This is a genomic window from Pseudomonas cichorii (assembly GCF_003700275.1).
GTDB lineage: Bacteria > Pseudomonadota > Gammaproteobacteria > Pseudomonadales > Pseudomonadaceae > Aquipseudomonas > Aquipseudomonas cichorii_B.
The window spans coordinates 106461-119112 of sequence record NZ_RBRE01000039.1; the positions used below are offsets into that span (position 1 = coordinate 106461).

Annotated in this window: 11 protein-coding genes; 1 reads left to right on the top strand and 10 read right to left on the bottom strand. The window is 51.4% G+C overall.

The features are described from left to right. Positions 1-146 precede the first annotated feature (146 nt). On the top strand, positions 147-1442 hold the full coding sequence (locus ALQ04_RS10215) for an anti-phage deoxyguanosine triphosphatase (protein WP_122315638.1): 1296 nt from the start codon (positions 147-149) through the stop codon (positions 1440-1442). Positions 1443-1498: 56 nt separating this feature from the next. Here ALQ04_RS10215 and ALQ04_RS10220 read toward each other — a convergent pair whose 3' ends face one another. The 10 genes from ALQ04_RS10220 to ALQ04_RS10265 form a co-directional block, all read right to left on the bottom strand. Continuing rightward, positions 1499-2395 (bottom strand): hypothetical protein, encoded by an 897-nt coding sequence (locus tag ALQ04_RS10220; RefSeq protein WP_122315639.1) that lies wholly within the window; start codon positions 2393-2395, stop codon positions 1499-1501. A gap of 6 nt (positions 2396-2401) precedes the next feature. After that, entirely contained in the window at positions 2402-3175 is a 774-nt protein-coding gene (locus ALQ04_RS10225) for a BRO family protein (RefSeq protein WP_122315640.1), read from the bottom strand. Positions 3176-3443: 268 nt separating this feature from the next. Next, complete coding sequence (locus ALQ04_RS10230; RefSeq protein WP_122315725.1) at positions 3444-3731, bottom strand: hypothetical protein; 288 nt, start codon at positions 3729-3731, stop codon at positions 3444-3446. Positions 3732-3826: 95 nt separating this feature from the next. Beyond that, positions 3827-4915, bottom strand: a complete 1089-nt coding sequence (locus ALQ04_RS10235; RefSeq protein WP_122315641.1) for a DUF3396 domain-containing protein — start codon at positions 4913-4915, stop codon at positions 3827-3829. Between the two features lie 14 nt (positions 4916-4929). Beyond that, positions 4930-5631, bottom strand: a complete 702-nt coding sequence (locus ALQ04_RS10240; RefSeq protein WP_122315642.1) for a VRR-NUC domain-containing protein — start codon at positions 5629-5631, stop codon at positions 4930-4932. Next, positions 5628-6143, bottom strand: coding sequence for a PAAR domain-containing protein (locus ALQ04_RS10245; protein WP_122315643.1), 516 nt, complete (start codon positions 6141-6143; stop codon positions 5628-5630). The genes ALQ04_RS10240 and ALQ04_RS10245 overlap by 4 nt, the downstream gene beginning before the upstream one ends. Before the next feature lie 176 nt (positions 6144-6319). Next, on the bottom strand, positions 6320-7567 hold the full coding sequence (locus ALQ04_RS10250) for a ribonucleotide-diphosphate reductase subunit beta (protein ID WP_122315644.1): 1248 nt from the start codon (positions 7565-7567) through the stop codon (positions 6320-6322). 629 nt (positions 7568-8196) lie between these two features. After that, positions 8197-8796, bottom strand: a complete 600-nt coding sequence (locus ALQ04_RS10255) for a putative adenosine monophosphate-protein transferase Fic (RefSeq protein WP_122315645.1) — start codon at positions 8794-8796, stop codon at positions 8197-8199. After that, positions 8796-8966, bottom strand: coding sequence for a YhfG family protein (locus ALQ04_RS10260; RefSeq protein WP_122315646.1), 171 nt, complete (start codon positions 8964-8966; stop codon positions 8796-8798). The genes ALQ04_RS10255 and ALQ04_RS10260 overlap by 1 nt, the downstream gene beginning before the upstream one ends. A 200-nt stretch (positions 8967-9166) precedes the next feature. Next, positions 9167-12079 carry a ribonucleoside-diphosphate reductase subunit alpha gene (locus ALQ04_RS10265; RefSeq protein ID WP_122315647.1) on the bottom strand — a complete coding sequence of 971 codons (2913 nt, stop codon included), beginning with the start codon at positions 12077-12079 and terminating at the stop codon, positions 9167-9169. Between the last annotated feature and the right edge of the window lie 573 nt (positions 12080-12652).

The window sequence follows — 12652 nt, forward strand, 5'->3', positions numbered from 1 at the left end:
AGCGATCCTAAAATTTAGAGGCAGGCAAGCAAAATCGTGGCCTCATTGCATAGGAAAGTCTTGCAGAACAGTGTGGATGTTAAGGTTTTCTAGATGTATTAAAGTGATGTCTGTTCTGTAATATAGATTAGAACAAGGAGTGTTTTATGTGGGAAGAACGGTTTTTTAATGTCGAAGAGTCGAGCTTTAAACGAGATGAGTATGCTCGGGATCGGGCGCGTATTATTCATTCGGCATTTTTTAGAAGGCTTCAAGGTAAGACACAGGTTTTGGGCTTGGGGGAAAGTGACTTTTACAGAACCCGTCTGACACACTCTTTAGAGGTAGCGCAGATTGGTGGAGGGATTGCTGAGTTTTTAAAAACGAAGTGCTCTGAGGATACGGAGATATTAAATATCATCCCCGGGCAAAATCTCATTGAGTCACTTGGGCTTGCGCATGATATTGGTCACCCACCCTTTGGTCATGGTGGAGAGGTCGCGCTTAATTATGTTATGCGAGATGACCAAGGGTTTGAAGGAAATGCGCAGACTCTTCGTGTCTGCACATCGTTGGGTGAGTATTCTGATTCTAACGGCTTGAACCTCACCCGAAGAGTTTTACTTGGCCTGATTAAATATCCTAGCTACTACTCTGATGTGGTGAATCCTGAAGCTTATGGGGATGTAGGAGGGCTTAATTTGGATTCTTTCAAGCCCCCTAAATGCATCTTTGATTCGGATAGGGATAATGTAGATTGGGTTTTCAAACCGTTTACCAATGATCGTTCAAAATTTATGGAGTTTGCCCTGAAAGGTAAGGGTAAGCACCATAAGCCAAAATACAAGTCTTTTGATTGTAGTATTATGGAGTTGGCAGATGATATTGCATATGGTGTCCATGATCTGGAGGATTCGGTTGCGTTAGGTTTGGTTTCAGAAAGTAGATGGAAAAAGGAGGTTGTTTCAAAGCTGATGGATTCTTTGAAGGACTATCCGCTCGCAAAGAGAATTGAGTTATACACTTCTCAGCTTTTTTCTGGCGAAAATAAAGTCAGGAAGGCAGCTATCGGTAAACTGGTCAGCTATTTTATTGTGAATGTTGAGGTTAAGAAGCAGGGAGCATTTTCTCATGCCTTGCTGGATTATCAGGCTGCGTTTCCTTCTGTTGTGAGAGAAGAGCTTGATATTCTGCAAGAATTTGTGAGAGAGAATGTTATAAAAACACCCGAAGTGCAGACGCTTGAGTATAAAGGCCAGCAAATGATTGTGAAGCTGTTTGACGCAATCTCAGCTAACCCCTCAAGGCTTCTCCCAAAGAAATACTACAAGCGCTACGTTTCAGAGAACTCGGAAAAGAGGGTCGTTTGTGACTATCTTGCGGGTACAACTGATGATTATGCTACCAGGCTGTATCACAAAATATTTACGCCCTCTAGTGGGTCTATATTTGACAAGCTTTAATAGCTCTATCGCAGTTGCGTGATAAACAGGTTTTCTGTGAGTCACGCACTTGTGAATTATTTTTTGATTACGGGTTTGTTTAGAGACTCCAGTAATAAGCCTGCTGTTTGTTTTGGGATGTAACCTTGAGAGATTTTTCTGTCTAGGTAGGCAGGAAATTTTTGAGGCAGATAGATGTTTTCTAGCCATATCCTAAATTCGCCAAGAGCACTTAATGGATATATATTGGCCTCGGTTTTTGCTGATGATTGAGGGAAGTAATCGGGATATTCATGGGCGAATTTTTGACGTGGACCATGAGTTATTTCCAGTTCTTTAGACTTCCAGTTATTAGCCCACATCTGCCCCACGCTAATGTCTGGTACGGTATGCGTATCGATAATAAGCCCGGTGTCTATTGCGGAAACCACAATGTCAGCGATTTCTCTAAAAACACTGAAGTATCCAGGTGGGAGTTTGTTTAATAAAATTCTGTCATGATAGTGTTTCCAAGAGTCTAGCTTTAATGACTCTGGGGAGAATCCAACGCTTTCATATATGAAGTCGCGCAGGGTTTTTCTTGCTAAAAGCCGATAATTTCTTTGTGCTGTTTCAGTGTCAGTATTTTCTGAGTCGAATGCATAGTATTCCAAAACTGCCATGCAAACAGCATCAGGATATGCGCTAATTTTTTGACCGTTCTGCTCTGTTTTTATTACTATCCTGTCACTTTTGAAGTCGTGTTGATGAAGGATTTGCTTAATCCTTTTACCGCGTGGTTTAAACTTTTCGTCACCCCAGTTATTGGCTAGGTCACTGATTGTTTTGGGGTTTACACCGCATAATCTAGCTAATCCTCTTTCGGTTAAATAGGGTGTGGTGTCATTGAGTACTCCCATTTGAATGCCATCTACTTCTTTGAAAGAAGCTGAGGGTAGCTCTAACGGAAGTTCTGACTGAATTAATTCACTCATTATTTTTTACTCCCTGTTGATTATTTTGATTGAGTTTTTAATTATTTCCAAAGGATAGAAATGGTCTTTTGTACCATTTTTACTGATCTTCTTTACGCTTATTCCTTGTTCTATGCAGAGCTTTGTGCACATGGCCCAGAGATGCTGTTGGTCAATGCCTAATTTGTTTTCATCGCAGTAATTAGAGATGCTTGTATGGTTTTTGTGATCGAGTTGAGGAGTTATTTCTTCTATTTTTTGATTTATTTCATAAAGCCTTCTTTCTGTGTTTTCAAATCTTAGCTTGGTTTCAAGCGCTAACTTTTCACGCTCTTCAATTTCCCTTATTAGAAGATTGGTGTTTTGAGCTAGTGCATGCGCAAGCGACATTATTTCAGAGCTATCTTGTTTCTCGGGCGCAGGATAAGTGCCGTGTTTGTGTATGGAGGGGAGAACTTCGTGGAATAGCCAGCGTTGAAATTTTTTACTTGCCGGAGTGTTATCTCTTGAAATTAATCTGTAAAGACCAGGTTGAGTTATGAATACTTCTTTTCTTGGAGAGGTGGAAGTGTCATCTGGGACTGAGAAATGCTCGTATTCATCAATGTCTAATACTTCTAATTGCGCTTTAAGTAAGGCGCCTAGTCCTGTTTTTATTCTGTTGTTTATGCTTGTGTTGGACTTTGCTAGTGTTAAAACTACATCCTCCAATGATACATATAGTTTTTCATCTACATAAAAGCTTCTTATTTTTGAACTGCCGTGCTCTGCATGGTAATCGAGAAGAATAGGAGAGTTCATAGTGTTGCCTCCAAAAAAGTCCAGCTTGGTAGAACTTTAGATATTCTAAATATCTATATTTAAGTGATTGTTTTTATATCATGGCTTTACGATGTTATCAATCCCGCATTTGCCATTCATTGGAAAGCTAATTGATTTTCGCTGAATACATGGAAGCGGATGATTGATTTATGTGTTTTTTCAGTCATAATTTCTTCCGATGCGTTTTTGGCATCAATTCTGATGCATGTAGGTTCCGGCTATATGGAGGAGACTCAAAAGAGAATAACTATTTCTTCCTGCATGCCTCAACCTCATTTTGCATACTCAACTCAGTATCGATCCCCAACTTGTAGCGACAGTAATCAATAATCAGCTCCCGCTCCTCATTACTGAGCCGCTCAACCCGCCTAACCTCCCCATCATTCGCATGAATATTGTAAAACTTCACCTGAAACGTCGGATGCTTCTTGATAAAAATAACAGTTTCAATATCCCCATCCTCAAGCGCTTCGTAATAGCCGACGTACAGAACAGCCAGCACCGCCAAGATTGCTGCGATCATCAGTTTTTTCATCATTACGCTTCCAGTCCTCGCTGAGGCACTGGCTGGTAATGACTTATGAACCATGTATGAACACTGCCCGTCGATAAGTACATCATGCCAACGCTCTATAACCGCCCTGGCAAAGTATTCGATCCATCCAGACCTGGCTCATTACCAAGCAACCTGGCACTCCATACGGGCAATTCGCTCTCATCCACATCCAGACGTTTGAGCCACTGATCTGCTGACCAGCCGACTAAGCGCAATTCGCCGTCATGCGAGCCGCCGTGCAGGGAACTTACGGTGTCATAGCGAAGGCTTTTAAGCGCGTGGTTCAGCAGTACGTATGCCGCCGGTTTCGGGTCTTCGGTATCACCGGTCAGGTAGGGATACGCGCCGGCTTGTATCACCAAGGCGTTCTCGCAACGGTAGAAAGCGAAGTGGCTCGGTGGCAGTTGCGTGCGCAATGCTTCCAGCCCGCCTGCTAATTCCAAGCGTTCTTGATCAAGCAGTGTCAGCCAACTGACCGTTTTGATTTTGCTGGCTTTGAATTGCGGGCGATTAGCCAAGAGCGCCGCAGTGCCTACATCCAGTCCGGGCATGCGTGTGGCCATGAAGGCTTCTGTGGGTTGGTTGTCATCCCGCTTGGTTATCGAGAGGTTGTAGGCATGGCCTGCATAGCCCTGTATCGGGTTCAGGCGTTTCGAGAAGTCGATAAACAGTTGCAGAAACTTGAGTGGGTTCTGTTCCTGATACAGCAGAGGAACGGAGAACTCCAGAACGCTCAGGTCGTCTCCCATTTTGGCTTCCCAGGCAGGCTGGCCAAAAAGCTCGAAGTACCAGGCGCTGGCGTCGTCAGGTTGCTTGCCGCTCGTGTAGTAAAAGCTCAGAGGAAAATTCTCGCTCATGGCCGCCAGCATTTCGCGCAGGGTTTTGGCTTTACTGTATGGCGTTAACGGTTTTCCCTCTGGCGGTTCTTCGCGCCATAGCCAGGTAAGATGGGGCTCGGCAATATGCTTGAACTCATCGAAGCATTGGCATACTGCCTCGCGCACTTGAGGCGTATGGGCTTCTTTGAAATAGAGCGTGCCGCGCAGGCAAAGCACGGCACCTATATAGTTTTCAGGGCCGCCTTTCATCAGCAGGTTGCCGGGCATTTCCAGCAGTTGCGGTTGCTTTGCGAGTTCCTCGGCCATGTTGAATTCTGGTTTCATGGGTTTTCTCCGAATCAATAGGCGGGAATTGCTGGTCGAGGTATGCGGCCACGACTGAAGATATATATCACGCTGCTTGCGATAGCCGCGGCCCAACCTAATTGTTCAACTGGCACCTTGGACTGCTGCTCTTCCTGGCTACAGTCGCAGTCGGTAGGTTTCATTTCGACGACATTGTTCTCGTCACCAGCGATTTTCTGGTAGGCAAGCATCTGCTGTCTATTTGGTGGATCCGGTGGGAACTTCATTTCCACCACCTGCTTGATATTGTCTTGCGTGGGTGGCTTGCCTGGATCCTTGACGATCACCACGTCGGGCCTGCGAATCATGCCGCTGCCAGGTTCAAAGGGCGGATGTTCCGGGTCTTTATCCCAATACTTGTCGATCCAGCCGGGTATCCAGCCATGTGGGTTTTCCCCGGTCTGGCTGTCCAGAATAGGCTGTGGTGGGTGCTTCGTCATGTCGTAGCTGACCTCGGGCTTGTATGGGCTGCGTTTATGAAGAAGTTCGTCCAACTCTCCCAAACGCTGAGCCACGCAGGTCTGCTTAAGGCTTTTGCCATCCTGGCTGATGTTGGGCGTGCTGCTGCAGTAGCAGATCGCCGAGCACAGTATCCTTTTGTCTTGCGGGTCGAGGCTGGGTTTCAGAGTACCGACCAGGGTGGTCTTGCCTTCAGGACTCATGCCGCCCTGAGATATGCCGGGCTGATCGCTCATGCTTCGTCTTCCTGCACCAGATCTATATGAATGGATGCAGGGGTATCGTGGTTGACCCACGATGTCATGCCTTGTGCATCGGTAATGCTGACGGCACTCCAGCCATCACTGGACCAGACCTTGACCTTGCGCCCGGCAACGGGTTTGCCGGTAGCCTGATCGATGAGCTGGAAGCGTCCGGAATACGGGGTTTTGTTGATGTTCAGGGGGGTAATAGGGATAAACGGGGCAGGTGTATGCGAATCACCAATAATCACTGTCCCGGACCCGCCAATCACGACATCTCCGTGTGTCCCCGTGGTGCCGACCAATGCGGCGTTTTTACCATTGATAAATACAGTCGCAGATACAGCCGAAGCCAGGGCACTGCCACAGGTACAGGTATCACCTTGGCGGGCTGCGGCGAGCCCATCGAAGAATACGTCTGGAGATCCTGAGGCAATCGCTTTGGTGCCATGCCCAGGCATTGGGCAACTGGTCGGATCTGTTATGCGGGCGGCTGGTTTTGCCATGCTTGACTTCCTGTCAGCAGATTTTGACGATTTCGGACTTTATCAGAATCGACAGGGTTATGTTCCCTCCAGACTTTTCACTAGCCGCTAGGCACCATTTCGTACCCACAAAAAAGCCAGGAAGCTCTCGCCCCCTGGCTTTCTCATTTCAAATCAGAGCTACACAGCCCCAATCATCAATCCCAGCTCAACGCCCCACCAGTCTGATACTCGATAACCCGAGTCTCGAAGAAGTTTTTCTCTTTCTTCAAGTCCATGATTTCGCTCATCCATGGGAACGGGTTGGTGGTACCTGGGTACTCTTCCTTCAGGCCGATCTGCGACAGGCGACGGTTGGCGATGAATTTGAGGTAGTCCTCCATCATTGCCGCGTTCATGCCCAGTACGCCGCGTGGCATGGTATCGCGGGCGTATTCGATTTCCAGCTGGGTGCCTTGCAGAATCATCTGCATGGCTTCTTCCTTCATCTCGGCATCCCACAGGTGCGGGTTTTCGATCTTGATCTGGTTGATCACGTCGATGCCGAAGTTCAGGTGCATGGATTCGTCACGCAGGATGTACTGGAACTGCTCGGCAACGCCGGTCATCTTGTTGCGGCGGCCCATGGAGAGGATCTGGGTGAAGCCGCAATAGAAGAAGATGCCTTCCAGAACGCAGTAGTAGGCGATCAGGTTGCGCAGCAGTTCCTTGTCGGTTTCGACGGTGCCGGTCTCGAACTTCGGATCGGAGATCGAGCGGGTGTATTTCAGGCCCCAGGCTGCCTTTTTTGCGACCGATGGAATCTCGTGGTACATGTTGAAGATCTCGCCTTCATCCATGGCCAGCGATTCGATGCAGTACTGGTAAGCGTGGGTGTGGATCGCTTCCTCGAAAGCCTGGCGCAGGATGTACTGGCGGCACTCGGGGTTGGTGATCAGGCGGTACACGGCCAGTACGAGGTTGTTGGCAACCAGCGAGTCGGCTGTGGAGAAGAAGCCCAGGTTGCGCATGACGATGCGGCGCTCGTCGTCGGTCAGGCCTTCCGGGTTTTTCCAGAGGGCGATGTCGGCGGTCATGTTGACTTCTTGCGGCATCCAGTGGTTTGCGCAGCCGTCCAGGTACTTCTGCCAGGCCCAGTCGTACTTGAACGGGACGAGCTGGTTGAGGTCGGCGCGGCAGTTGATCATGCGCTTTTCATCGACCGCAACACGCGCCGAAGCACCTTCCAGTTCAGCCAGACCTTCGGCAACGTCCAGAGCGTCCAGCGCTTTCTTGGCGCGGATCAGGGCTGCGGAGTCGTTGGCGGTAATGGCGCGTGCTTCCTGGGCGGCAGCACCACCGGCGCTGTCCAGGCGGTCCATCGTGGCTTCGTGAGCCTGTGCAGCCTGGTTGGGTTTGGCGGCTACTTCGCCTTCGTCTTTGTCGAATTCGTCCCAGCTCAGCATGGTGGTAAAGCTCCTGTGCTTGAGGGTGCCTGAGGCAACCGCGATTGGATTTTAAAGTGTCGAATACCGGCGTGCAGCAAGCACGCTGGCAGTAAATTTTCGAGGTTTACTCGGATCGCCGATCTATGAAATTGTCGGTCGTTCAGTGAGCCGGTGTCGTTGAGACACAAGCGAGCAATACGGGTGTCTGGGGTTGCTTTCAGGTGAGCCAACTTTGCATTTGCAAATGGTCATTTGAGTACCCTGGAGCAAGCGCGGGAGTATACAGATTTTTCCCCGGAGCTTGTTCATCCGTGATTGAAATAGCGGTGTGATTTTTCGCTTTTTTTTCATGCTTCGGCGTTAATTTTCATTGCACCGAAAATGAGCGTCAAACGCAGCGAAAACACCTTATGTAGTGTTTTTTACAATTGGAAACGCAGGATATAGTGCCTTGGCTTTTCCGGCAATGATTCGTTGGATGCGTTTTTGGGCGTTTGTTTAGAGCATGACACAGGTCAAGAGTTGCACGTGCCGTAGATTGTGGCTTCTGGGGGAATGCGAAAATTTTATGCGCGTGAGAGCGGCCATTTTTTCAGCCAGGCAATCGACGAATGGCAACCCTCATCACGAAGTGTGGAAGATGGGGCTTAGATGCTGATTGGCTGTCCAATGCACTTCGCAAACACCTTGGTCAGTGCTGTGTAATCGCACACGACGGCATCAATATTTGCCTGCGTCCATTCCTGCACATCAACCTCCCACCAGCTGATCTCATATCCAGCATTAACAATGATGTGTTCAAACAGGATTCGTTGGGCTCTGCCATTGCCGTCCCGAAAAGGATGCACAACATTCAAATCGCCGAATAGCTCTGCGCTGGCAAGCACCAGTGCGTCTCGGTCCAGGTTCTGAAGCCAATCGGCTTTGGCGAGGGATGAAAGCAGCTTTTGAGCTTCAGGCTCGATACGGCTGCACGTGCAAAAATGGGTAGAGCCTTTGGAGATGTCAACGCTTCGTAGCTCTCCGGCCCATTCGTAGATATCTGAAAACAAACGAGAGTGGATGTTTTTTAGGTAGAGGAGGTCGTAAGGCGGAGGGGCAAACTCGATAGAGCTTGCGGCAACTTCAGAAAGTGCTCGTTCTGCTTGAGCCAGAAGCCTGTCGCTGGTGAAGCCCAAGCGGTTACGTAGAACCGATGTACCTGGGATGCAATACGGATCTTGCCCTGTGCCATATTTATCGAGCATCAGGCCTGTTTGTTGCGGTAGGTTTTCAGCAACTCTTCACGAGACAGAAGAGGGCGCTCAGCATCAAGGGGCGTAATGTCGAAACCTTCCAGGCGCAGGCTTGCCGAGTAGTTGGATTTGCGCGTTTTGGCGCAGTAGGCTTTTTTGGCCTGAAGGGAAAGGGTTGGCATGTTTGCCGCCTCCGGTGTTTCAAAGGCGTAAGTGTAGCTAAAAACTGGAAGATTTTGGAGAGGACGGTGCGGCCTTTCGCGAATGAATTCGCTCCTACGGGGTGAATGTAGGAAGGGCCTTTCGCGAATGAATTCGCTCCTACAGGGTGAGTGTAGGAGCGGATTTATCCGCGAAGACCGGGATTACAGCCTTGCCGGGTTTACTGGCAAGCCTCGCAATCCGGCTCGTCAATTGCACAAGCCTTTGGTACTGGAGCTGGACCGGCCGGTGCTGCTTCGGTCGGACGTGGCGCGCTGATCGCGGAGTCGTCCGGGCCGTGGCCGCCGCTCGATACTGCGTTGAGCTTGCCGGTGTTGATGGTCGACTTCTCGGTGCTGGTCGCGGCCAGGGCACGGAGGTAGTAGGTGGTTTTCAGGCCACGGAACCACGCCATGCGGTAGGTTACGTCCAGTTTCTTGCCCGAAGCGCCAGCGATGTACAGGTTCAGCGACTGAGCCTGGTCGATCCACTTCTGACGGCGGCTGGCGGCGTCGACGATCCACTTGGTTTCCACTTCGAACGCGGTGGCGTAAAGCTCTTTGAGCTCCTGCGGAATGCGCTCGATCTGTTGTACCGAACCGTCGTAGTACTTCAGGTCGTTGATCATGACCGAGTCCCACAGGTCGCGGGCCTTGAGGTCGCGAACCAGGTACGGGTTGATCACGGTGAATTCGCCCGACAGGTTCGATTTCACGTACAGGTTCTGGTAGGTCGGTTCGATCGACTGCGATACGCCGGTGATGTTGGCGATGGTCGCGGTCGGAGCGATGGCCATGATGTTCGAGTTACGGATGCCTTTCTGTACGCGGGCACGAACCGGCGCCCAGTCCAGGGTTTCCTTCAGGTCGACATCGATGTACTTCTGGCCACGTGCTTCGATCAGGATCTGTTGCGAATCCAGCGGCAGGATGCCTTTGGACCACAGCGAACCCTGGAACGTCTCGTAGGCGCCGCGCTCGTCGGCCAGATCACAGGAAGCCTGGATGGCGTAGTAGCTGACCGCTTCCATGGAAGTGTCGGCGAACTGCACGGCAGCATCGGAACCGTACGGGATGTGTTGCAGGTACAGCGCATCCTGGAAGCCCATGATGCCCAGACCGACCGGACGGTGGCGCAGGTTGGAGTTTTTGGCCTGCGGTACCGAGTAGTAGTTGATGTCGATCACGTTATCGAGCATGCGTACGGCTACATCGACGGTGCGCTTGAGCTTGTCGGTGTCCAGCTTGCCGTTGACGATGTGGTTCGGCAGGTTGATCGAGCCCAGGTTGCAGACCGCGATCTCGTCCTTGTTGGTGTTCAGGGTGATCTCGGTGCACAGGTTCGAGCTGTGGACCACGCCCACGTGCTGCTGCGGGCTGCGCAGGTTGCACGGGTCCTTGAAGGTCAGCCATGGGTGGCCGGTCTCGAACAGCATCGAGAGCATCTTGCGCCACAGATCCTTGGCCTGGATGGTCTTGAACAGTTTGACCTTGCCCGGGTATTCGGTCAGCGCTTCGTAGTACTCGTAACGCTCTTCAAAGGCCTTGCCGGTCAGGTCATGCAGGTCCGGCACTTCGGATGGCGAGAACAGGGTCCACTTGCCGTCGTCGAAGACGCGCTTCATGAACAGGTCAGGGATCCAGTTGGCGGTGTTCATGTCGTGGGTACGACGACGATCATCACCGGTGTTCTTGCGCAGCTCGATGAACTCTTCAATGTCCATGTGCCAGGTTTCCAGGTAGGCACAGACAGCGCCTTTGCGCTTGCCGCCCTGGTTGACCGCAACGGCGGTGTCGTTGACCACTTTCAGGAACGGCACGACGCCTTGCGACTTGCCGTTGGTGCCCTTGATGTAGGAACCCAGCGCACGAACCGGCGTCCAGTCGTTGCCCAGGCCGCCTGCGAATTTGGACAGCATGGCGTTGTCGTGGATCGCGTGGTAGATGCCCGACAGGTCATCCGGCACGGTGGTCAGGTAGCAGCTGGACAGCTGTGGACGCAGGGTGCCGGCGTTGAACAGGGTTGGCGTCGACGACATGTAGTCGAAGGACGACAGCAGGTTGTAGAACTCGATGGCGCGATCTTCACGGGCTTTCTCTTCGATCGCCAGGCCCATGGCCACGCGCATGAAGAAGATCTGCGGCAGCTCGAAACGCACGCCATCCTTGTGGATGAAATAACGGTCGTAGAGGGTCTGCAGGCCCAGGTAAGTGAACTGCTGATCGCGCTCGTGGTTGATCGCCTTGCCCAGCTTGACCAGGTCGAAGTCGGCCAGCACAGGGTTGAGCAGTTCGTACTTGATGCCGGTGGCGACGTAGGCCGGCAGGGCCTTGGCGTACAGGTCGGCCATTTCGTGGTGAGTGGCGCTCTCGGCCACTTCCAGGAAGCCCAGGCCTTCGGCGCGCAGGGTGTCCATCAGCAGGCGGGCGGTGACGAACGAGTAGTTCGGCTCACGCTCGACCAGCGTACGCGCAGTCATCACCAGTGCGGTGTTGACGTCTTTGAGCGCAACGCCGTCGTACAGGTTTTTCAGGGTTTCGGTCTGGATCAGGTTGGCGTCGACTTCAGCCAAGCCTTCGCACGCTTCGGTAACGATGGTGTTCAGACGACCCATGTCCAGCGGCGCAAGGCTGCCGTCGGCGCGGGTGATGCGGATCGATGGGTGAGCCAGGACTTCGCTGTCGGTTGCGCGACCGGCACGCTCCTTGGCACGCGAGTCACGGTAGATGACGTAGTCGCGAGCGACTTTCTGCTCACCGGCACGCATCAGGGCCAGTTCGACCTGGTCCTGGATTTCTTCGATGTGGATGGTGCCGCCCGATGGCATGCGACGCTTGAAGGTCGCGGTGACCTGTTCGGTCAGGCGTGCAACGGTATCGTGGATACGCGACGAGGCGGCAGCGTTGCCACCCTCAACTGCAAGAAACGCTTTGGTGATGGCAACGGTGATCTTGTCGTCGGTGTAAGCAACAACAGTGCCGTTACGCTTGATCACGCGCAGTTGACCAGGCGCGGTCGCTGACAGGTCCTGTTGACCCTGGCTGGCTTTCGGCGCGTTGGTCGGCGAGTTCTCGCGAGTTGTGTCTGTTTGCATGGGTGTCTCCACGTTCTTTAAGTTTGTTCGGGCTGTACAACCGCCCACCGATCCGTCTTGAGGCATTCAGCCGCCAAAGGGGCGGCTGTAAGTGACTTCAAAACGGAGCAAGGAGGGCTGGATGCCGCTCCCCGGCTTTGAAGCCAGAAAGGACCGGTACATGACCGATCCCTTGAAAATCTGATGAAGAGTGCTCGTTTGATGTTGCAAAACGTGTACCGGTTGGCCAGAGGCTGGCGCGGTCGGTTGGGCTATTGAACACGTCGTAAAGTTCAACCTTGCAGGCTCAAGAAAAATGCTTGAATTTCTCGATTGAGTCGTGTTGGCTTTTCTCCGCAAAACCCTACATGTAGGGTGTCGCTTCGGATCGGGCTACAAGATAATGCGTTTTGGACATCAATTGCAACGCACAGCCTGTGGATAAGCTTGTGCGTATTTTGTGTATGAATCGCCCATATCGCGTGTAGGCCGCATAACTACTGAGTCGGACCGTCTGTCATTGTTTTTTACATCTGTCGGCGACTCGAAGCGGATTTTTGCGGGCGCGAACCCTATCACAAAAAACATATCGTG

What these genes read in the sequence shown, in the direction of transcription:
- ALQ04_RS10265 (WP_122315647.1), bottom strand. Translation starts at nt 12,079, where the DNA reads ATGCAAACAGACACAACTCGCGAGAACTCGCCGACCAACGCGCCGAAA.
- ALQ04_RS10250 (WP_122315644.1), bottom strand. Translation starts at nt 7,567, where the DNA reads ATGCTGAGCTGGGACGAATTCGACAAAGACGAAGGCGAAGTAGCCGCC.
- ALQ04_RS10255 (WP_122315645.1), bottom strand. Translation starts at nt 8,796, where the DNA reads ATGCTCGATAAATATGGCACAGGGCAAGATCCGTATTGCATCCCAGGT.
- ALQ04_RS10245 (WP_122315643.1), bottom strand. Translation starts at nt 6,143, where the DNA reads ATGGCAAAACCAGCCGCCCGCATAACAGATCCGACCAGTTGCCCAATG.
- ALQ04_RS10220 (WP_122315639.1), bottom strand. Translation starts at nt 2,395, where the DNA reads ATGAGTGAATTAATTCAGTCAGAACTTCCGTTAGAGCTACCCTCAGCT.
- ALQ04_RS10240 (WP_122315642.1), bottom strand. Translation starts at nt 5,631, where the DNA reads ATGAGCGATCAGCCCGGCATATCTCAGGGCGGCATGAGTCCTGAAGGC.
- ALQ04_RS10260 (WP_122315646.1), bottom strand. Translation starts at nt 8,966, where the DNA reads ATGCCAACCCTTTCCCTTCAGGCCAAAAAAGCCTACTGCGCCAAAACG.
- ALQ04_RS10225 (WP_122315640.1), bottom strand. Translation starts at nt 3,175, where the DNA reads ATGAACTCTCCTATTCTTCTCGATTACCATGCAGAGCACGGCAGTTCA.
- ALQ04_RS10235 (WP_122315641.1), bottom strand. Translation starts at nt 4,915, where the DNA reads ATGAAACCAGAATTCAACATGGCCGAGGAACTCGCAAAGCAACCGCAA.
- ALQ04_RS10215 (WP_122315638.1), top strand. Translation starts at nt 147, where the DNA reads ATGTGGGAAGAACGGTTTTTTAATGTCGAAGAGTCGAGCTTTAAACGA.
- ALQ04_RS10230 (WP_122315725.1), bottom strand. Translation starts at nt 3,731, where the DNA reads ATGAAAAAACTGATGATCGCAGCAATCTTGGCGGTGCTGGCTGTTCTG.